The organism is Rhizobium tibeticum, from assembly GCF_900110205.1.
GTDB lineage: Bacteria > Pseudomonadota > Alphaproteobacteria > Rhizobiales > Rhizobiaceae > Rhizobium > Rhizobium tibeticum.
This window is the reverse complement of record NZ_FOCV01000001.1, coordinates 86,699-106,266: the sequence shown is the minus strand read 5'-3', so window position 1 is coordinate 106,266 and position 19,568 is coordinate 86,699. Positions and strand designations below refer to the sequence as shown.

The window sequence follows — 19,568 nt, the reverse complement described above, 5'->3', positions numbered from 1 at the left end:
CACTTTCCTTGCCTTCTCTGGGGAAGGCGCCACAAAGGCGGGGCTGAAAACGGTCGCCTCTGCTAGCAAAGAATGCCGCGCCTGCACAACCGCAAAAACAGCCACCGGCCGTGCTATGTTGCTGTGGATAGGGACGTCGGGCATTGCCTTGCCGCTTTTCGCCGCTATGGTCCCGCAACTTTCGTGAAACGCAGGAACTCTCATGGCCGCTGACCTTCGCTCGCTTGCCGCTGTCATCTCCTCCGAAATCAACGCCCGGCCCGATCAGGCCAAGGCGGCGATCGAGCTTCTGGACGAGGGAGCAACCGTGCCCTTCATCGCCCGTTATCGCAAGGAAGTGACCGGCGGCCTGGACGATACGCAGCTGCGCAATCTCGCCGAGCGCCTGGTCTATCTGCGCGAACTGGAAGCTCGCCGCGACACCATCGTCGAATCCATCACCGGCCAGGGCAAGATGACCGACGAGTTGATGGCAAAGATCGCCAAGGCGGGCACCAAGGCCGAGCTCGAAGATCTTTATCTCCCCTACAAGCCGAAGCGCCGCACCCGCGCCGAGATCGCCCGTGAGCGTGGCCTTGGGCCGCTGGCAGAAGCCATCCTAGCCGATCGCTCGAAGGAGCCTGCGATGCTGGCGGAAGGCTACATCACCGCTGATGTGCCGGATGTGAAGACGGCACTCGAAGGCGCACGCGACATCGTCGCCGAAGGCATTGCCGAAAATGCCGATCTGCTTGGCAAGCTGCGCGCCCATATGCGCAACGCGGCCCTGCTGAAGGCCAAGGTGGTCGACGGCAAGCAGGCATCGGGCGAGAAGTTCTCCGACTATTTCGACCATTCCGAACGTTGGGCAACAGCCCCCGGTCACCGCGCGCTGGCCATGCTGCGCGGCTGGAACGAGGAGGTGCTGACGCTGACGATCGACGCGGATGCGGAGACCGCATCGCCCAACAAGCCGGTCGAGCGCATGATTGCGGCGGCCTACGAAATCGGCAACAGTCGCCCAGGCGACCGTTGGCTGATGGAGGTCGCGAGCTGGACCTGGCGCGTCAAGCTCTCAACGTCGCTGTCGCTCGACTTGATGCGCGAGCTTCGCGAGCGCGCCGAGGAAGAGGCTATCCACGTCTTCGCCCGCAATCTCAAGGATCTGTTGCTGGCTGCGCCCGCCGGTTCGCGCCCGACCATGGGCCTTGATCCGGGCATCCGCACCGGCGTCAAGGTCGCCGTCACCGATGCGACCGGCAAGGTGGTCGCGACGTCCACCGTCTATCCCTTCCAGCCGAGAAATGACGTGCGCGGTGCGCAGGTCGAGCTTGCCTCGCTGATCGGCAAGCACAATGTCGAGCTGATCTCGATCGGCAACGGCACCGGCAGCCGCGAGACGGAAAAGCTGGTGGCCGACATGCTCGCCGAACTGCCAGGCGCCAAGCCGACCAAGGTGATCGTCTCGGAGGCCGGTGCTTCGGTCTATTCCGCCTCGGAAACAGCGGCACTGGAATTCCCGAACCTCGACGTATCGCTGCGCGGTGCCGTTTCCATCGCGCGCCGCCTGCAGGATCCGCTTGCTGAACTCGTCAAGATCGAGCCGAAATCGATCGGCGTCGGCCAGTATCAGCACGATGTCGACCAACAGAAGCTGTCACGCTCGCTGGATGCCGTCGTCGAAGACGCGGTGAATGCCGTCGGCGTCGATCTCAACACCGCCTCCGCGCCGCTGCTCTCCCGTGTCTCCGGCCTTGGCGCTTCGATCGCCGAGGCGATCGTCAAGCACCGCGACAGCGAAGGCCGCTTCGAGACCCGCCGCGATCTCCTGAAAGTTGCGCGCCTCGGCCAGCGCACATTCGAGCAATGCGCTGGCTTCCTGCGCATTCGCGATGGCAAGGAGCCGCTCGACGCCTCCTCGGTCCACCCGGAAGCCTACGGCGTTGCCAAGAAGATCGTTGCCGCCTGCGGTCGCGACCTGCGCTCGCTGATGGGTGACAGCGCTGTCCTAAAGGCGGTCGATCCGCGTCGGTTCATCGATGAGAAATTCGGCCTGCCGACGGTGAAGGACATTCTCGCCGAACTGGAAAAACCCGGCCGCGACCCGCGCCCGAGCTTCAAGACCGCGACCTTCGCCGAAGGCGTTCACGAGATCTCTGATCTCAAGCCCGGCATGATGCTGGAAGGCACGGTCACCAACGTCGCGGCCTTTGGCGCTTTTGTCGACATAGGCGTACACCAGGACGGATTGGTTCACGTTTCCCAGCTCGCCGATCGCTTCGTCAAAGATCCTCACGAGGTTGTAAAAGCCGGCGATGTCGTCAAGGTTCGCGTCGTGGAGGTCGATGCCAAGCGTAAACGCATCGGCCTATCGATGAGAAAGGACGACGGGTCGCAGCCTTCGGCGCCGCGTGGTGAGTCGCGTGGAAACCAGCCGGTGCGCAGCCAGAACGACCGACGCTCGGCCCCTTCAAAGCCGGAGAGCCATGGCGCCTTTGGAGCTGCGTTGGCCGAAGCGATGAAGCGAAAATAAGCGCTTAGCAGTCGCATTTGCAAAAATGTCACACTTCGGCGACCATGTTGCCGAGGTGCGAAATACGGCGCTTGTAAGGCGGATGATAGATACTAAGTTGATCGGACTATCCTGTCACATTGCGAGGCCTTATCAATGGCGTCGGCTTTCTTATCGATTGTCAAAAAACTCATCCGCAAGGGTAACCTGAAGCTCACACTCGCCAATGGCGAGAGGCATATGATTGGCGACGGTACTGGTGATCTGGTCGTCGTTCGCATTGCCGACGAGGAGGCGGAGAAGTTGATCCGCCGCGACCCCACCCTCAAGCTCGGCGAAATGTACATGGAGGGCCGGTTCATACTTGAACTCGGCAGCATCTACGATTTCCTGGAGATGGTGAAACAGAACACCACCAACGAAATCTTCGATATCCCGATGGCGGCCCTCCTGATCGGCCGCATCGCTCTTCAACAGCTGAAAAGCCGTCTGCCGGTCAATCGCAACAAGCGCAACGTTGCACACCACTACGATCTGTCCGAAAGGCTGTTCGAACTCTTCCTCGACGAGGATTGGCAGTATTCCTGCGCCTACTACGACCCGCCGGGCATCAGCCTGGAGGAGGCGCAGGTTGCCAAGAAGCGCCATATTGCCGCCAAGCTCCTGCTGGAACCGAACCAGCGCGTGCTTGAGATCGGCTCCGGCTGGGGCGGCATGGGCATGTATCTGGCGGAAGCCGCGCCCGGCCTCGATGTCACCGGCATCACGCTCAGCGAAGAGCAGCTGAAGATCTCGCGCGTGCGTTCGAAACAGCGCGGTCTGGCCGACCGTGTCCGCTTCGAGCTGCAGGACTACCGGACGATGACCGGTCAGAAGTTCGATCGCATCGTCTCGGTTGGCATGTTCGAGCATGTCGGCATCGGTAACTTCGACAAGTACTTCAAGAAGGTGCACGAGTTGCTGGCCGATGACGGCGTCATGGTCCTGCATTCCATCGCCCGACCGAAACCGAGCTTCGCGACCAACGCCTTCATCGAAAAATATATCTTCCCGCAAGGCTACATTCCCTCGATCGGAGAGACGATCCCCGCGATCGAGAAGGCCGGTCTTCTGGTGCGTGACGTGGAGGTGCTGCCGCTTCACTACGCCCGAACGCTCCGCCATTGGCGCGAGCGCTTCGTGGCGAACAAGGCCGCGGCTGTCGCCCTCTACGACGAGCGCTTCTTCCGCATGTGGGAGTTTTATCTCGCCGGTTCGGAAATTGGCTTCCGCTGGGACGAACTCTTCGTCATGCAGATCCAGATTTCCAAGAACCAGTTTTCCACGCCGGATAATCGCAACTACATCGCGGAGAACGAGGCGAAGTTGAAGGAATTCGAGGCGACGCGTCCGCCGCTCGAAAAGGTTATATTGTGATCACCAGGAAGGCGCGGGCACCCACCCGCGCCTTTTCTTTTTTGGAAAGGGGCCGACACATGAGCAGTGCGTTTCCCGAGATCTATCTCGTCCGGCACGGCGAAACGGAATGGAGCCTTTCTGGAAGACATACCGGCCGCAGCGATATTCCTCTGACAGCAAATGGTGAAGCGGCGGCGCGCCAGGTCGGTCCGCGCCTTGCGGACAAGCGCTTCACCGCTGTGTGGTCCAGCCCGTCGCAACGCGCCCGCAACACCTGCGAACTCTCCGGCTTTGGCGCCGGCGCGATCGTCAAGGACGATCTCGCCGAATGGGACTACGGCGCCTATGAGGGCATCACCACCAAGGAAATCCTTGCAACCCGACCCGGCTGGCAGCTATTTCGCGATGGCTGCCCGAAAGGCGAGGCGGCGCGGGATGTCGGCGCAAGAGCCGACCGGATCATATCGGAACTGCAGCAGGCCAATGCTCCGATCCTGATCTTCTCCAGTTCGCATTTCCTTCGCGTGCTTGGCGCTCGCTGGCTGGGACTGTCGCCGACGGACGGCGCGCGCTTCATCCTCGACACCTCAAGCATCAGCGTTCTCGGCTACGAGCACGACCTGACGGAGCCGGTGATCCGGCGTTGGAATGGCATCTAGCAATACGACGTTGGCGCGCAGTTCCGACTCAGATTGAGTGCGATAGTTGAGACGCGAGGGAGGGGTGCTACGCGAGACTTTCAGCATGATCGGTAGAAACCGGGCTATGGACGCGACGGTGGTCATCGCTACGATCGCGCTTGGGATGTTTTACGCCCTCTCCAGTAAAACGACGTCCAGCGGAGCGACAACCGTCATGTGGAGCTCTCTCGCAATGTGTGTTCAAGGAGCGGTGCTCTACGCCGGACCGTTCTGTGAGGTTGGAAAGCGCGCAGGCTTCGGCAAAACAATTCCTTACTTTCTGAGAACGGCAACGCTCCTGGTAGGGGCGCTCGCCATCTCGCTGCCGGTCTTCATGTTTTTGCCCTCGCATGAGATGTGTCGGCAAGCGTGCTGATCTTTGCTTCGCTACGCTGATTGTTTATGCACTGGTACTGTCGCTTTTGGGAACCTTGCCGACCTCGAGCATCACCGGTCTTGGGACATCGCTTGTAGATGCACTCCGGCGTGGCCTAGCTCGATTTTCCCCAACGTTTTGTCGGCTCATCGCGGGGATCAATTTGCCGGGTCCTTGCGATGCTGCTCATCGTGGTTGCGTCTCAGTTTGAGACCTCGCCATTGCTGCTGGTCGATGGAAAAGCGAACATCCTTAGGTTCGCCGTCTCGGCGACTGCTGCATTCCTTCAGGCGGTCGGCGTGAGCTATGCCGGGTTGTTCTTGCCCGCGTTTACATTTCCTGGGAGCAGGCTCTAAGGAGATTAGCGGTGCGGCCGCATGACGGCTTGACCCGTGCTTCAACCGATCGCTAGATGGCGGCATGCAACAGATCGGCGGAACAAACGGGCGCGTTGCGGATGCGCCTTCGAACAACTGGGTTTATCGGGTCCTGCCTCCCTGGCTCTGGCCCTATGCGCAGCTTGCGCGCTGGGATCGGCCGATCGGCTGGCAGCTCTTGATGTGGCCCTGCTTTTGGTCAGCGGCTATGGCCGCGAATGCGGCGGCTTATGTTGGCCAGTTCTCCGGCGGGGAGTTGATTTTCCATCTCGTGCTGTATTTCATCGGCTCTGTTGCGATGCGCGGGGCAGGGTGCACCTACAACGATCTTGTCGATCACAAGATCGACAAGGAAGTGGCGCGCACCCGCTCACGCCCGCTGCCGTCGGGCCGGGTCACGCGCACGCAGGCCAAGGTGTTCATCGTCTTGCAGGCGCTGGTCGGGCTGCTGGTCGTGCTGCAGCTGAACTGGTTCTCGGTCATTCTCGGCGTCGTCTCGCTCGCCATTGTGGCGCTCTATCCCTTTGCCAAGCGCTTCACGGACTGGCCGCAATTCTTCCTTGGCCTTGCCTTCTCCTGGGGCGCCTTAATGGGCTGGGCGGCGATCTTCGGCAGCCTTTCGCTGGCGCCGATCCTCCTCTACGTCGCCTCGGTGGTCTGGACGATCGGTTACGACACGATCTACGCTCACCAGGATAAGGAAGATGATGAGCTGATCGGCGTTCGTTCCACCGCGCGGCTATTCGGCGACAAGACGAAACAGTGGCTGGTCGGCCTCTATGGTCTGACGCTCGTGCTCGCCTCCTGCGCCTTCCTGGTCGCAGGCGTCGGCCTGTTTGCCTATCTCGGTCTGCTCATTGCGGCCGGCATGTTTGCCTGGCAAATCGTAGCGCTGGATATCAACGACGGCGATCAGTGCCTGGCATTGTTCAAGTCCAACAATCGCGTTGGCCTGATCATCTTTCTCGGCCTCTTTCTTTCGCTTCTCTTCGTCCTGCCCTGAGGCGAAAACGACAATGCCCGGCACAAAGGCCGGGCATTGATGATTTGAAACCCCGCACCGCTCAGCTGCGGGCGATGATTTCCTTACCTTCGATCTTCATGGCGACGCCGAGCTTACCGGTTGTGCGGCGCACGAGGAAGCGCGGACGGCGGTTGGCGAAGTAGGAGTGGCGGCGGCGCGGCTTCAATGCGCTGGTGCGCAGGTCGCCGAGATGTTCTTCCAGTGGACGTGCAACCCCGTCGGCCTCGACCATCAGCATCGGAATGCGGAAGGCCTCCGACCAGCCGCGCCAGTCGGCGGCGATGTCGGAGAGATCATGGGCGACCAGCAACGGCACACAGAGATCGGGATCTTCGTGGTGAAGTTCCAGGGTGACGGTGACTTCGCCGTCGCCATGGTCGATGGCGCGGGCGGCAACGCCCTTGAAGGCGCGCTTGGGAAGGGCGATCGAAAGCGGCAGGCCGCTCGAGGGAAGAACCTTGCGCAGGATCGCGCCACGTTCGTCGATCGTTATGCTCACGTCACTCGAGGAGTCATGGATGGCGTAGCTGACCTGCTGGGGAAAGCGAGACGGATCGAGACGCAGTGTCGTTCCAGCCCATACGGGCTTCATAACGGTGTTGTTCATGTTCATTCTACCCTTGTCTTACCTGAGAGCCGGTTTCCGGTCTTCTCCTCGGGGCTTTTCGCCCTCTATGGCTCGACAATAGGCGGCGGCTGTTCCGGACAACTTAAAAATCGCGGTTAAGAAAACTTTGCCTCGGTGGATGGTTATCAAAACCGAAGCCGGCAAGGTTTCCGGAGGGTGAACGGCGCATGTGCCGTTTTGCAACGCGGTGCGAGTAAGTCTCGGGTAAGCTTTTTGTCGCAGAATACCGCCAACCACTCTGTCATATGTTGAAGACTTTGCCGGAAAAGGGCACGTTATGATCTCTGCTTCGATGGCCTACAACATATTGTCGGGGAACATGAAGCAAAGCCTCGACCGGGTCGCATCGCAGGCCACGGTCAAGCGCGATGCCGAGTACTACGACGACAACATCAACAAGGTCAAAGACGTAGACGATTTCCTCGGCGACTACAGGCTCTACAGCTATGCGATGAAGGCCTACGGCCTCGATGACATGACCTACGCGAAGGCCTTCATGAAAAAGGTCCTGGAGAGTGACCTGACCGACGCCAACAGCTTCGCCAACAAGCTCTCGGATACCCGTTACAAGGAATTCGCGGCCGCCTTCAATTTCAATACGCCGGCGGCGGACGCCCAGAGCGACGCACAGGAAGACGATCTGATCGGTCTCTATACGCAGTCGTTCGCGGACGAGGGTAAGAACGCCGCGACCGAAACGACCTACTACAGCAACGCGATAGACGCCGTGCAGAACGTTTCCGATCTCGTTTCCGACAGCCGGGTCCGCACCTATGTTCTGAAGGCTTACGGCATCGATCCCACCTACGTTTCCAAGGACTTCCTGGCGCAGGTGTTGACGAGCGACGGCAGCGATCCCAACAGCTTTGTCAATCTCAACGGCAACGACAAATACAAGGCGCTTGCCGCACAATTCAACTTCAACGCAGATGGCACAGTCAACGGGGCGGCGCAGACGGCCACCCAGAAGAACGCCGTCATGGAACAGTATAATCTGACTGTCCCGTCGGTCACCACCGCAGCGGCTGCCGATTACAACAAGGCCTACTATCTGTCCAAGATCGGGACGATCACCAACGTCAACGATCTGATCGCTGACAGCCGGCTGACGTCCTATATCAAGACGGCCTTCAGCATGGGGGACGATTTCAGCAATGCAGCGCTCCGGCTCGTGCTTACCGATGCGAGCTACGCAAGTTTGATGGATTTCAGCGCTGTCAATCAGAGCTTCAATTTCAACGCGGACGGAACCGTCAATTCGGCCGCGGCATCCTATGTCGCGCAGACGTCGGACCAGATGAAATCGATGTCCAACCAGGCTGCAATCACCACGAGCTACTACCAATCAAAAATCGTCGGCATCGCCAACGTCGATGACCTGATCGCCGATACCCAACTGGTTCACTACATCAGGGATGCCTACTCCCTTCCCCAGAGCGTCAGCGATGCGGATCTTCGCAGCGTCTTGACGGATGCCAGCTACGCAAGCTTGCTGGGCTACGACGATGTCCATTCGTCCTTCAATTTCAAGGCCGATGGTAGCGTCGCCGATGGCGCAGGTGCACAAACGATCGGTCAGGCACGGGCTACGAGTTCGCAGGTCCGCACCAACGTCTCCTACTTCCAGACCGTGATCCCGACGATTTCCAATGTCGACAAACTGATCGCCGATGGTCAGATGATGAACACCATACGGTCACTCTATGGAGTTCCGGGAAGCGTCAGCGACGCGGATCTGAAAAGCATACTGACCGACGCGAGCTTTGCCGCCAGTAAGGGTTTCAGCACGCTCAACGCGGCATTCAGCTTTGCCGCCGATGGCTCGGCTGCCAGCGCATCCGGTCCGCAATCGAGCGCACAGTTGATGGATACGACGACGTTTTACGGCGCTCGATATGCAGACGCGCAGGACGAGGCGATCGACGAAGCCGTGGCAAACTACAAGAAGCGGATGACTGACGGCAATATCAAGAGGGTCGATGACTTTCTGCGCTCCAACGCCGCCGCAGACTTTGACAGGAAGAACGATGACCTGCCGGAGCTCTATGATATGGCGCTTCGCGCCTACGGGCTGACGGAACAAGACGTGTCTCGTTCAATGTTCCGCAAGCTGCTGAAGAGCGACCCATACGATCCCGACGGCTACGTCGCCTCGCTGAAGGACGAGCGGATCACCAATCTGGTTCGCGCCTTTAATTTCGGAGCAGACGGCAAGGCATCCGCCGAAATACAGCCGCTGCCGTCCGCGGTCATGGCAAAATACGCGACCAACTATAAGTCGCGCACCCTGATGGGCATGAGCGATGGCCCGCTCAGGGACAAGGCTTCCGAGGATGCGACGAAGGCCGTCGATGCTTTCGCAAAGGGCATGGCGAAGGTGAACACTCTCGACGACTTCCTGTCGAACGACAAGCTGACCAGCCTGGTCTTGACCGCAAACGGTCTCGACCCGAAGAAATACGACGAGGAGACGCTGCGGAAGATTTTCACCTCCGATCCGTCTGATCCCAAGAGCTACCTGAACACGAAAGCCGAATCGAAGTTCCAGGAGATTGTCTCGGACTTCAACTTCGATACCAATGGCAATCTGACGCGCGCCAAGATCGGAGCGGTCCAGAACGTGGGTGCCGAAGACCGGACGCAGCAGAAGTATGTTCAGCAGACGCTGGAAACGCAGGAAGGCGAAACGAACGACGGCGTACGCCTCGCGCTGTATTTCGCCCGCAGCGCGCCTGATATCACATCGCTCTACACGATCCTCGGCGACAAGGCGTTGTTCCAGGTGATCACAACCACCTTCAGCCTGCCGAGCAGCGTATCGAACATGGATGTCGCCAAGCAGTTCTCCATGCTTGGGAAGTTCGTCAATCTCGACGATCTTCAAGACTCGAAGAAGGTGGACAAGCTGCTGCGGCGGTTCACCGCGATGTACGATCTCGCCAACAATACCAACAGTTCGCCGGCGCTGCAGCTCCTGACCAACGGCGGCACGAGCAGCTAGTTCGTCGGCAACGTCTGGTCGAGGCTGACGACCTTGCCGGGGTTCATGATGCCAGCCGGGTCGAAGGCACGCTTAATCCTGCGCATCAGGTCCATTTCGATCGCCGGCCGGATCGAGGCCAGTTCATCGCGCTTCAGCTGACCGATCCCATGCTCTGCGGAAATCGACCCGCCATGCGCCAGTACGAAGCCATGGACGATGTGGTTCATATCGCGCCAGCGCGCCACAAACGCCTGCTTGTCCGCGCCGACCGGCTGGGAAATGTTGTAGTGGATATTGCCGTCGCCCATGTGGCCAAAGGCGCAGATGCGGGCGCCGGGCATGGCGGCCATGACCGCATCCCTGGCCTCGCGCATGAAGGCCGGGATCGCCAAAACCGGCACGGAAACGTCGTGCTTGATCGATCCGCCTTCCGGCTTTTGGGCGTCCGACATGCTCTCACGCATATGCCAGAGCGCCTTCTGCTGCGCGACCGACGATGCGATTGCAGCGTCCTGAACCAGCCCGGCCTCGAAACCCTGCTCGAGCAGCGCCATCATCATGCGCTCGGCAGTCTCGGCCGAATCGGACGTCGAAATATCGACGAGCACATACCAGGGGTGAGCCGATTCCAGTGGATCACGCACGCCTTCGATGTTGCGGGCGGTAATCTCGACGCCGAAGCGCGGCATCAGCTCGAAGCCTGTCAGGGAGGTGCCGCAAAGGCTGGAAGCAAGGTTGAAGAACGAAAGGGCATCCTCGACCGAATTAACACCCGCGAACGCGACCTGTTTTCCAAGCGGTTGCGGAAACAGCTTCAGCACCGCGCCGGTGATGATGCCGAGCGTGCCTTCCGCGCCGATGAACAGGTCGCGTAGATCGTAGCCGGTGTTGTCCTTCTTCAGTCGACGCAGGCCGTTCCAGATTTCGCCGGAGGGCAGCACGACTTCGAGGCCGAGGCAGAGATGTCGCATGTTGCCATAGGCAAGCACGGCCGTGCCGCCGGCATTCGTTGAGAGATTGCCGCCGATCCGGCATGAGCCTTCGGAGCCGAGGGACAGTGGAAACAGCCTGCCGTGCGTCTCTGCTGCCTTCTGCACATCTGCGAGGATCGCACCGCCATCAGCGACTATGACATTGGCAACCGGATCGACATCGCGGATCTTGTTCATGCGTTCGAGCGAGATGATGATATCAGATTTGCCCTCGCGCGGCGTCTGGCCGCCGACGAGGCCGGTATTGCCAGTCTGAGGCACGACCGCAGTTCCGGTCTCGGTTGCGAGCGTCAGGATCGCCGACACTTCGTCGACAGAGCCAGGCTTGAGAAGGAGAGGTGAGGAGCCATGGTATAGGCCGCGGTTTTCGATCAGATGGGGCGCGAGATCCGCCTCACTGCGAAGCGCGTGTTTCTCGCCGACGATGGCGGCGAAACGGTCGAGAAGTTCGGGGGAAACGCTGCTCATCGAAACCTTGATCCTTCTTGCTTATTCGCGTGGCGCGGCGGCGCGGCGAAGCCGATCGTTGATTGCCTCGCCGAGCCCTTCGTCGGGGATGGCTGAAAAGGCGATTGTCGCGGCGCCGCTGGCATCGGCTCGCTTCATATAATCGAACAGATTGGCTGCCGCTTCGGCAAGATCTCCGTCCTGGCTGAGATTGAGAACGATTCTGGCGTCATCGGCGCCGGCAACAGACGTCTTGCCGAAGGCAATCAACGCCTCGCCGGCATCGACACGGGTTGCGTCCAGCCGGACGGTTGCGCCGGGCGCATAATGGGATGCCAGCATTCCCGGCGCCTCGATGGCCGCCGAGGCCTTCTTGGATCTCAGAAGCTTTTGCCCTGCAACACGCTCGATCTCAATCGCCGCCAAACCGCCCGGTCGCAGGAGCCTGAGCTTGCCGTCCTCGATCTTGACGATCGTGGACTCGACACCGACGGTGCTCGCACCGGCATCGAGGATCAACCTGATGCGCTCGCCGAGATCGGCGTCGACATGGGCAGCGCTCGTCGCACTGATCTTGCCTGACGTATTGGCGCTGGGCGCGGCGAGCGGTCGCCCGAAGGCGCGGATCAGGTCGCCTGCAAAACCTTTCGGAACACGGATGCCGACGGTATCGAGACCCGCAGTTGCGAGCGAATGAATGGCGCTCTCCGGCTTCAGCGGTAGCACGAGCGTCAGCGGGCCTGGCCAGAAAGCTTCGGCCAGCGCGCGCGAAACGGGGTCAAACGCGGCGTGTCTTTCCGCCATGGCAAGATCGGCCATGTGGCAGATGAGCGGGTTGAAGCGCGGGCGGCCCTTGGTCTCGTAAATGTGGGCGATCGCGATCGGATTGGTGGCATCGGCGGCGAGCCCGTAGACGGTCTCCGTCGGGATTGCTATCGGGAATCCCTCGCCAAGTACGGCACACCCGGCTTCGATAGCCTGCTGCCTGTCCTTCGTGATATCGATCGATCGTGCCATGCGCCGCCCGGATTGCTGTCGGGCAGTCCTTATGCCTTCCGGGCGATCCGATCAATATCAGAGCTGGCCGATGATCCCGATCAGAGTTGACGAATGATCTCGCGCAGTTGTTCGTTGCGCGCGCCGAGCAACAGCACATTCCTGATGGCGATTTGCGGATCGTCGGTACGGAAAAGCAAACCGTTGCCCCGCACCGAGCGGTCGATCGTCATTTTTTCGGGCGTATGCTCGCCCGGCTTGATGGCGACGGCGAAGTACATGCGCGAATACTTCACGTCAATCTGCTGGAAGAAATTGTCGTTGTCGCCAATGTCGGCGTAGAAATTGGCGATGTAGAAGGCCCAGCTGACGTCTTGGTAACGGGCGAATTTCGTCCGCGCCGCCGTCACGTGGCAGTAGCCGAGATGCGGGCTGTCCTGCAGCGTCCGATGGAAGAGCATCTTCGGAAACTGGATCGAATGGTGAAAGCCGTTGATATGCTGATGCGTCTTGGCGCCGGCCGTCTCCAGCTTGCGGCCCGTCCTCTCGGCGACTTCGTCATGCGAGAGGTAGCGCCGCTCTTCGGCGAGCCAGTGCGAGCGGGTCCGCGTAATCTTTCCAGTGCGCAGGAATTCCGAATGCGCGGCGACCGGGACCTCGCGGGCATTGATGCTGTTACCGGCGTCGAAATAGCGAAGCTTCGCCATGGTGGATATCCGCATGCGTGTTTGATGCCGCAAGGATAGGCAATCATGCTTAATGGTATATTAAACGCAGCGGTCATCGCGGCTTCATAGGAATGGACCAATACCATCATGTCGCAAACGCGATGGTCGCGGCAAAGTCGCCCGCAGGCCTAGCTGCGAATTGGGTTGCGCCGATGTCGTAATTTGCCTTGGTCGCCAGCAACAGAGCGTGCAGAGGCGGAATGCTGTCTTCAATTCCGCACTCCTTTGCCGCCTGTCGTCATTTTCGAAGCCGATGTCGCTTTACAACCAAACGCCGCGCGCCGGCGATGCTTAAATGTCTTTCAAGAAAATCTCCTGACGGAGAGGGAGCAAAGCTCCGGCTCCCGCCTTCGACCAAGTGGCGGGGCCACTATACGAGGATGTGCAGATGGATATTCGCAGCAACGTATTGCGGCAACTCAAGACCCGGCGGGAAGGCTTCAGCCTCGAGCAGCCCTTCTATATCGACGAAGATTATTTCAAGCTCGATATGGAAATGATCTACTATCGCGATTGGCTGTTCATGGGCCACGACTGTGAACTGCCGAAGGCCGGTGCCTATTTCACGGTGCAGATCGGCGAATACCCTGTTGTCATCGTTCGCGGCCGCGACAATGTCATTCGTGCCTTCCACAACAGCTGTCGCCATCGCGGCTCGCGTGTCTGCACGAAGGAGCACGGTTCCTCGGTTCGCCTCGTTTGCCCCTATCATCAGTGGACCTACGACCTCGATGGCAAGCTTGCTTTCGCCCGCCATATGGGTGACGATTTCGACAAGACCGGCTACGGCCTAAAGCCCGTTCATTGCGAGAGCTTCGGCGGCTACATCTTCATCTGTCTTGCCCAGAATGCGCCGGACTTCCAGCCCGTCCGCGACATGGTGGCGCCCTACATGGTGCCGCATCACCTGAGCGACGCGAAGGTGGCCTTCCAGAGCACGATCATCGAGAAGGGCAACTGGAAGCTCGTCTGGGAGAACAACCGTGAGTGCTATCACTGCGCGGCCAACCATCCGGAGCTTTGCCGCACTTACCCGGAAGCGCCGAGCGTCACGGGCACGGATGGCGGCGCTGACGATCCCGAGATCGCGGGTCACTGGGCACGCTGCGAGGCGGCAGGATTGCCAAGCAAGTTCCAGATTTCGCCCGATGGTCAGTTCCGCACGGCCCGCATGCCATTGATCGAGGACGCCGAGAGCTACACCATGTCCGGCAAGAGCGCCGTCAAGCGGTCGTTGTCAGACGACGTGACGATCGATCGCATCGGCACGATGCTGCTCTTCCATTATCCGACGACGTGGAACCACATTCTCGGCGACCATGCGATCTCGTTCCGCGTGCTGCCGCTCAGCGCCAACGAAACGGCAGTCACGACGAAGTGGCTTGTGCACAAGGATGCCGTCGAAGGCGTCGACTACGATCTCGCCGAGCTCACCCACGTCTGGACCGAAACCAACGACCAGGACCGCCGCATCGTCGAGGAGAATGCCTTCGGTATTCACTCGCCGGCATATGAGCCCGGTCCCTATTCGATGCTGCACGAAGGCGGCGTCATGCAATTCCTCGAATGGTACTCAACCTTCATGGTCAATCGCCTGCAAGGCGATCAAGCGAAGTTCTCCGTCGTCGCCTGACCTGAGAAACCTACCTCCCGAGTGACCTCGTCTCCCGAGAGGCGGGGTCTTTTTTTGCGCAGCGCTCGTCAGAAGTCGCGACGGGTACGGCCCACGTCGCTCTGCGGAATCGAGGAGGTGACGATGGGGTCCGGCACAACCGGTACGGGGGCCGCCGGGCCTTGGGCGGGTCTTCGGCGCGGCTCCATCTCTATCTTGGCAAGGACGAGCGGCGGGTCGGGCTCGCGCGCAGGCAGAAGATTGCCCCGAGCCCACACCTTTGCGAGCTCGGCCCGGTTCATCGGCGCGACGTTGACATCGATATCGGTCAGGGTGCCGGGGACGCGATAAGGGCACCGGCGCTTGCTGCAGTTCGTTCCGGACGAGAACTGCCACATCAGGAGTTATCCCAGTTTCCCATCGGGAACACGCCCTTCACGTCGGGCTTGTAGCGCGCATACCAGATCGGCAGCCGCGCCAGCACCGGATAGTCGTTGCGGTAGGCGGCGATATAGCGGGCGGTATTGTGATTGGTGTAAAGAACTGGATAGCGTCCGGTCCGCGCCCTGATATGGCCCGCGAATATCTGCGCATCCTCCAGCGACATGAACTTCTGCGGATCGATGCCCTCGAGGTCGAGGATCATCATCTCGTCGTCCTTGGGATCGGCGTAATCGAGGAAATGGTTGGCTTGGTCGACCGGGTTGCCCGGCCGTGCAAGGTGATAGGAGCCCCACAGCAGGCCGGCCGCCCTTGCAACAAGCCGCCGCGTCTGGAAGAGTTCGCGGCTCACCGCGTATTTGCGCCACATGGTCTTGCAGTGCGCAACCGTGTCCCCGGCATGTTCGCCGGTGCAGGAGAAGCTCTCCGGAAGTCCGTCAGAGGCCTTCGAGATGAAGGCGGTTATGCGCTTGTCAGAAAGCAGAGAATCCCAATCGATCGTATTCAATTCGTAGGCGTCGACGACGAGCGCGTTGTTGGGATTCTTCCAGGGGAGAGTGTCGGTTGCCGCAGCCTGAGTGACAGCGCCGGCGGCAAGCGCTGGAACCACCAGGCGAAGCAGAAGATTTCTCCAGGATTGCTTCATGGAAAGAGCCTGGTGAAAGTCGGTTAATGTCGGGTTAATCCGCGATCGCTTAAAAACGGAAAGTCGCGAGAACGGCATGAAAACGGATCATTGGAACGTTTTCATAGCCTTCGCGTTCTCGTGCGCGCATATTCCAACCTGGGAATGGAGTTTCCATGACGGGATTTTTTAAGAAGATAGCGATTGCCGCCGTTTCCTTCGTCACGTTGGCAAGTGGCTTTACGCCCTCGCAGGCGATGCAGATGCCGGCCCTGCCGCATGTCGAAAAGTCTGGTGACGTCCAGAACGTCCAATATTGCCGTGGTCCCTATTGCCGCCCTCCCGGTTATCGCCCGGGATATCGGCCTGGCTACTATCCCGGCTATCGCCCTGGTTATTATCCAAGGTATCGCCCAGCCTATCGTCCTGGCTGGTATGGTGGTTATCGCGGCTATCCCTCTTATCGAAGTGGCTACCGCTACTACAACGGATACTGGTTCCCGCTCGCTGCCTTCGGAGCCGGCGCGGTCATTGGCGGCGCCATCGCCTCGCAGCCGACCTATGTCGCTCCTGCGCCGGCGGCCCCGCTTGGGTCGGGCCATGTGGCCCGGTGCGAAGCGCGCTATCGCTCCTATCGCGCCTACGACAATACCTTCCAGCCCTACAACGGCCCGCGCCAGCAGTGCGTTTCACCGTACGACTGAGGGAAACTGGCTTACGTCTCAACGCCCAGCAGAAATGCAGGCCCGGCAGAAATGCCGGGTTTTTCCATTCAGAGGATGCGAACGCGCTTCAGCAGCCACCATGCCAACAGGATCGACGCGATGATGAGGGCAACGGCATATTCCGTGCCGCCGCTCCCTTCCGCAAAAGGCAGGTTGGCCGTATTCATGCCGAAGAACCCCGTCACCAGGGTCGGCGGCAGCAGGAAGGCGGTCATGATCGATAGAATGTAGAGGTGTCGGTTCGTCTCGGAGGACAGTTTCGAGTCGATCTCCTCATGCAGCAGCCGCGCGCGGTCCTGCAGCGCGTAAATGTCGTGATCGACCGTTTCAAGGCGGCCTGTCAGTCGTCCGGCGACGTCCTCGAAGCCGAAGGGCATTTCGTCATCATGCGAGGCGGCCGCACGCCGCATCAAAGCGAGCACTGTTCGCAGATGTCGGTGGAGCTTGACGACCGTGCGCCTGACTGGCGCCAGCCGCCGACGCTCGTCGCGAGGCGTCGTGTCATAAACGAAGTCCTCGATAACATTGAGCTCGTCGGTCATCTCCATGACGATGGAGATCAGCGTCCGCTGGAATTCGATCATCAGGGTCTCGAACAAGTCGACGGGCCGTTCGAACTTTGCCGGGTTCTTCTCGACGAGCGCGCGAGCGCGTTCGACGCTGCGTAGCGGCTGCAGCCGTGTGGTGATGATGAAGCGATCGGATATGGCAAAATGCAGCCAGCCGAGATCGGCGGTCTCGTGATCAAACTCGCGTTGGCAATCGACAAGCGTGCCGTAGAGCATTTGTTCGTCAACGGTAATTGCGGCATGCGTGTCGCGGGTGATCAGTGCCGCCTTCGCATCGTCGTTCAGCCCCTCGATGCTGTCGAGCAGGCCGGGTACCCGGGCATCGGCAAGACTGAGATGCAGCCAATAGAAGCCGCCGCCGTTCGTCAGTTCGGCTTGCGGCGCGCTGTTTGCAAGGCGAGTCGCCTTGCCGCCGTCCTGCGGAAAGCGGTAGGCCCACACGAGTCCCGGTATGTTGGCGGGCAAAGTATCCATAATGCGCCGGTCCTCTTGCGATGGCGGTCTGTGTCCTTAGAGATTCTCTATGACGGTTGTTTGTGCAAGTGCGTAATAACGAAGAGAACTCGTCCTTCCGCCACTTTTAGAGGGAAAGTTTGAAATTGACGTTTACGTAAAAATCAATTAGCTCTGCCCGTGGAGGTGCCGGAGGGCGTTGTCGCTCGACGGATTGCGATGCGAGGAGATCATGAATGTACAAGGCGCCCGTCGAGGAGATCGCGTTCACGCTGAAGCATGTTGCCGGCTTGGGGAGCGCAATCGAGGCCGGCTTGCTCGGTGATCTCGGCGAGGATCTCGTCGATGCCATCCTTCATGAAGCCGGACGATTCGCCACGGACGAAGTGGCGCCGCTCGCCGAGATCGGCGACCGTCAGGGTTCGCGCCTTGTCGATGGCAAGGTGGTGACGCCCGACGGTTGGCGGAATCTCTATAAGAACTGGATCGCTGGCGGCTGGAATGGCCTGACCGCACCTGAGGAGTTCGGCGGGCAGGGGCTGCCCCATATGTTGAATGTCGCCGCGCTCGAAATGTGGAACTCCGGTTCGATGGCATTCGCGCTCTGCCCGACGCTCACTATGGGGGCGATCGAGGCCATCAATAGCCATGCTTCGGACGAACTCAAGAGTACCTACCTCGCAAAACTTGTCTCCGGCGAATGGACCGGCACGATGAACCTGACGGAGCCGCATGCCGGCTCTGACCTCGGTGTGCTCAAGACGCGCGCCGAACGCCGCGATGACGGCACCTACCGCATCTTCGGCCAGAAGATCTTCATCACCTGGGGCGAACACGACGCCGCCGACAACATCGTTCACTTGGTGCTCGCCCGCCTGCCAGATGCACCGGCCGGAACGCGCGGGATCTCGCTGTTCCTGGTGCCGAAATTCCTCGTCAATCCGGACGGATCGCTCGGTGCCCGCAACGATCTGTTTGCGCATTCGCTGGAGCACAAGCTCGGCATCCACGCCTCGCCCACATGCACCATGATCTATGGTGACGGCAAGTTTGGCGAGGAGCAGGGTGCGATCGGCTGGCTGGTCGGCGAGGAGAGCAAGGGCCTGGCCTGCATGTTCACGATGATGAACAACGCCCGCCTTGCCGTCGGCATGCAGGGCGTTGCGATCGCCGAGGCGGCGACGCAGAAGGCAACGGCCTATGCGAAGGAGCGCACCCAGGGCAAGGCGCCGCGCTGGACGGGCGGCGGGATGAGCCCGATCATCGAGCATCCCGATGTCACCCGCATGCTCCTGACCATGAAGGCGCTGACACAGGGCGCACGGGCGATTTCCTACGCCTGCGCGCATGCCATCGACATGTCGCATCGCGCAGCAGACCGCCTACAGCATTGGCAGGAACGCGCTGCGCTGCTGACACCGATCGCCAAGTCCTTTTCCACCGATGTCGGCGTCGACGTTGCCTCGCTCGGCATTCAGGTCCACGGCGGCATGGGCTTCATCGAGGAAACGGGCGCTGCGCGTTACCTGCGCGATGCGCGCATCGCACCGATTTACGAGGGCACGAACGGCATCCAGGCAATCGATCTCGTCACCCGCAAATTGACGCTAGCGAATGGCGAGCAGGTGCACGGGTTCATCGCTGAGCTGAAACAGATCGCCGATCAGGTCCGCCATTCCAACCTCGATGGCTTTGGCGCGACGGCAAACCGGCTCGACGCAGCCATTACCGACCTCGGGGAAGCGACAGACTGGCTGCTGGCGCAGGTCCGCGATGGCAAGACGACCGAGGCACTGGCCGGCGCCACACCCTATCAGCGCCTTTTCGGCCTTGTCCTGACCGGTTGCTACCTCGCCAAGGGCGGGCTCGTGCAGGCACCGGACGGTCGCACTGGGGGCCGCATCGCGCTCTGCCGCTTTGCTGCGGAGAATCTTCTTTCAGAAGTTACGGCGCTGAAGGACTGCGTCATCACAGGTGCTGCAAGCCTTGCGGCCGCCAAAATCGTTCTCGCCTGAGGGACCAT

General features: G+C 60.3%; 13 protein-coding genes and 1 pseudogene. 8 read left to right on the top strand and 6 right to left on the bottom strand.

The features are described from left to right. Nucleotides 1–202: 202 nt before the first annotated feature. The 4 genes from BSG20_RS00520 to ubiA all read left to right on the top strand — a co-directional run bounded on the left by BSG20_RS00520 (nucleotide 203) and on the right by ubiA (nucleotide 6,325). Entirely contained in the window at nucleotides 203–2,512 is a 2,310-nt protein-coding gene (locus tag BSG20_RS00520; RefSeq protein ID WP_072370433.1) for a Tex family protein, read from the top strand. Nucleotides 2,513–2,647: 135 nt separating this feature from the next. Then, on the top strand, nucleotides 2,648–3,907 hold the full coding sequence (locus BSG20_RS00515; protein WP_072370430.1) for an SAM-dependent methyltransferase: 1,260 nt from the start codon (nucleotides 2,648–2,650) through the stop codon (nucleotides 3,905–3,907). Between the two features lie 59 nt (nucleotides 3,908–3,966). Next, nucleotides 3,967–4,548 (top strand): histidine phosphatase family protein, encoded by a 582-nt coding sequence (locus BSG20_RS00510; protein ID WP_072370427.1) that lies wholly within the window; start codon nucleotides 3,967–3,969, stop codon nucleotides 4,546–4,548. A gap of 817 nt (nucleotides 4,549–5,365) precedes the next feature. Further along, nucleotides 5,366–6,325, top strand: coding sequence for a 4-hydroxybenzoate octaprenyltransferase (gene ubiA, locus BSG20_RS00500; RefSeq protein WP_072370422.1), 960 nt, complete (start codon nucleotides 5,366–5,368; stop codon nucleotides 6,323–6,325). A gap of 61 nt (nucleotides 6,326–6,386) precedes the next feature. Here the strand turns inward: ubiA and BSG20_RS00495 are convergent, their stop codons facing one another. Continuing rightward, nucleotides 6,387–6,953, bottom strand: coding sequence for a DUF6101 family protein (locus tag BSG20_RS00495; protein WP_024314278.1), 567 nt, complete (start codon nucleotides 6,951–6,953; stop codon nucleotides 6,387–6,389). A 298-nt stretch (nucleotides 6,954–7,251) separates the two neighbouring features. Here BSG20_RS00495 and BSG20_RS00490 point away from each other — a divergent pair, with 298 nt between their 5' ends. After that, a complete protein-coding gene (locus BSG20_RS00490; protein ID WP_072370419.1) occupies nucleotides 7,252–9,975 on the top strand; it encodes a DUF1217 domain-containing protein in 2,724 nt (907 codons plus the stop codon). Here BSG20_RS00490 and BSG20_RS00485 read toward each other — a convergent pair. From BSG20_RS00485 to BSG20_RS00475, 3 genes are all read right to left on the bottom strand, one after another. Beyond that, nucleotides 9,972–11,417, bottom strand: a complete 1,446-nt coding sequence (locus BSG20_RS00485; protein WP_072370416.1) for an FAD-binding oxidoreductase — start codon at nucleotides 11,415–11,417, stop codon at nucleotides 9,972–9,974. The two genes, BSG20_RS00490 and BSG20_RS00485, sit on opposite strands and share 4 nt — an antisense overlap. A 21-nt stretch (nucleotides 11,418–11,438) precedes the next feature. Next, nucleotides 11,439–12,413, bottom strand: a complete 975-nt coding sequence (locus tag BSG20_RS00480; RefSeq protein WP_072370412.1) for an L-threonylcarbamoyladenylate synthase — start codon at nucleotides 12,411–12,413, stop codon at nucleotides 11,439–11,441. A gap of 80 nt (nucleotides 12,414–12,493) precedes the next feature. After that, nucleotides 12,494–13,099: a DUF6656 family protein gene (locus BSG20_RS00475; RefSeq protein WP_072370409.1), complete on the bottom strand. Its 606-nt coding sequence runs from the start codon at nucleotides 13,097–13,099 to the stop codon at nucleotides 12,494–12,496. Nucleotides 13,100–13,508: 409 nt separating this feature from the next. Here BSG20_RS00475 and BSG20_RS00470 point away from each other — a divergent pair, with 409 nt between their 5' ends. Continuing rightward, nucleotides 13,509–14,753 carry an aromatic ring-hydroxylating oxygenase subunit alpha gene (locus BSG20_RS00470; protein WP_072370406.1) on the top strand — a complete coding sequence of 415 codons (1,245 nt, stop codon included), beginning with the start codon at nucleotides 13,509–13,511 and terminating at the stop codon, nucleotides 14,751–14,753. Between the two features lie 68 nt (nucleotides 14,754–14,821). Here BSG20_RS00470 and BSG20_RS00465 read toward each other — a convergent pair. Then, nucleotides 14,822–15,819: pseudogene (locus tag BSG20_RS00465) on the bottom strand (glycoside hydrolase family 25 protein). A 155-nt stretch (nucleotides 15,820–15,974) separates the two neighbouring features. Between BSG20_RS00465 and BSG20_RS00460 the strand changes: the two are divergent. Further along, nucleotides 15,975–16,502: a BA14K family protein gene (locus BSG20_RS00460; RefSeq protein WP_072370403.1), complete on the top strand. Its 528-nt coding sequence runs from the start codon at nucleotides 15,975–15,977 to the stop codon at nucleotides 16,500–16,502. Nucleotides 16,503–16,570: 68 nt separating this feature from the next. On the opposite strand, the gene BSG20_RS00455 is transcribed toward BSG20_RS00460, so the two are convergent. After that, on the bottom strand, nucleotides 16,571–17,566 hold the full coding sequence (locus BSG20_RS00455) for a transporter (RefSeq protein WP_072370400.1): 996 nt from the start codon (nucleotides 17,564–17,566) through the stop codon (nucleotides 16,571–16,573). A 215-nt stretch (nucleotides 17,567–17,781) separates the two neighbouring features. On the opposite strand from BSG20_RS00455, the gene BSG20_RS00450 reads away from it, so the two are divergent. Continuing rightward, complete coding sequence (locus tag BSG20_RS00450; RefSeq protein ID WP_072370397.1) at nucleotides 17,782–19,560, top strand: acyl-CoA dehydrogenase family protein; 1,779 nt, start codon at nucleotides 17,782–17,784, stop codon at nucleotides 19,558–19,560. The last annotated feature ends 8 nt before the right edge of the window (nucleotides 19,561–19,568 follow it).

Coding starts and splice junctions, on each gene's coding strand:
- BSG20_RS00470 (WP_072370406.1), top strand. CDS start 13,509: ATGGATATTCGCAGCAACGTATTGCGGCAACTCAAGACCCGGCGGGAA.
- BSG20_RS00450 (WP_072370397.1), top strand. CDS start 17,782: ATGTACAAGGCGCCCGTCGAGGAGATCGCGTTCACGCTGAAGCATGTT.
- BSG20_RS00460 (WP_072370403.1), top strand. CDS start 15,975: ATGACGGGATTTTTTAAGAAGATAGCGATTGCCGCCGTTTCCTTCGTC.
- BSG20_RS00510 (WP_072370427.1), top strand. CDS start 3,967: ATGAGCAGTGCGTTTCCCGAGATCTATCTCGTCCGGCACGGCGAAACG.
- BSG20_RS00515 (WP_072370430.1), top strand. CDS start 2,648: ATGGCGTCGGCTTTCTTATCGATTGTCAAAAAACTCATCCGCAAGGGT.
- BSG20_RS00455 (WP_072370400.1), bottom strand. CDS start 17,566: ATGGATACTTTGCCCGCCAACATACCGGGACTCGTGTGGGCCTACCGC.
- BSG20_RS00520 (WP_072370433.1), top strand. CDS start 203: ATGGCCGCTGACCTTCGCTCGCTTGCCGCTGTCATCTCCTCCGAAATC.
- ubiA (WP_072370422.1), top strand. CDS start 5,366: ATGCAACAGATCGGCGGAACAAACGGGCGCGTTGCGGATGCGCCTTCG.
- BSG20_RS00490 (WP_072370419.1), top strand. CDS start 7,252: ATGATCTCTGCTTCGATGGCCTACAACATATTGTCGGGGAACATGAAG.
- BSG20_RS00475 (WP_072370409.1), bottom strand. CDS start 13,099: ATGGCGAAGCTTCGCTATTTCGACGCCGGTAACAGCATCAATGCCCGC.
- BSG20_RS00480 (WP_072370412.1), bottom strand. CDS start 12,413: ATGGCACGATCGATCGATATCACGAAGGACAGGCAGCAGGCTATCGAA.
- BSG20_RS00495 (WP_024314278.1), bottom strand. CDS start 6,953: ATGAACAACACCGTTATGAAGCCCGTATGGGCTGGAACGACACTGCGT.
- BSG20_RS00485 (WP_072370416.1), bottom strand. CDS start 11,417: ATGAGCAGCGTTTCCCCCGAACTTCTCGACCGTTTCGCCGCCATCGTC.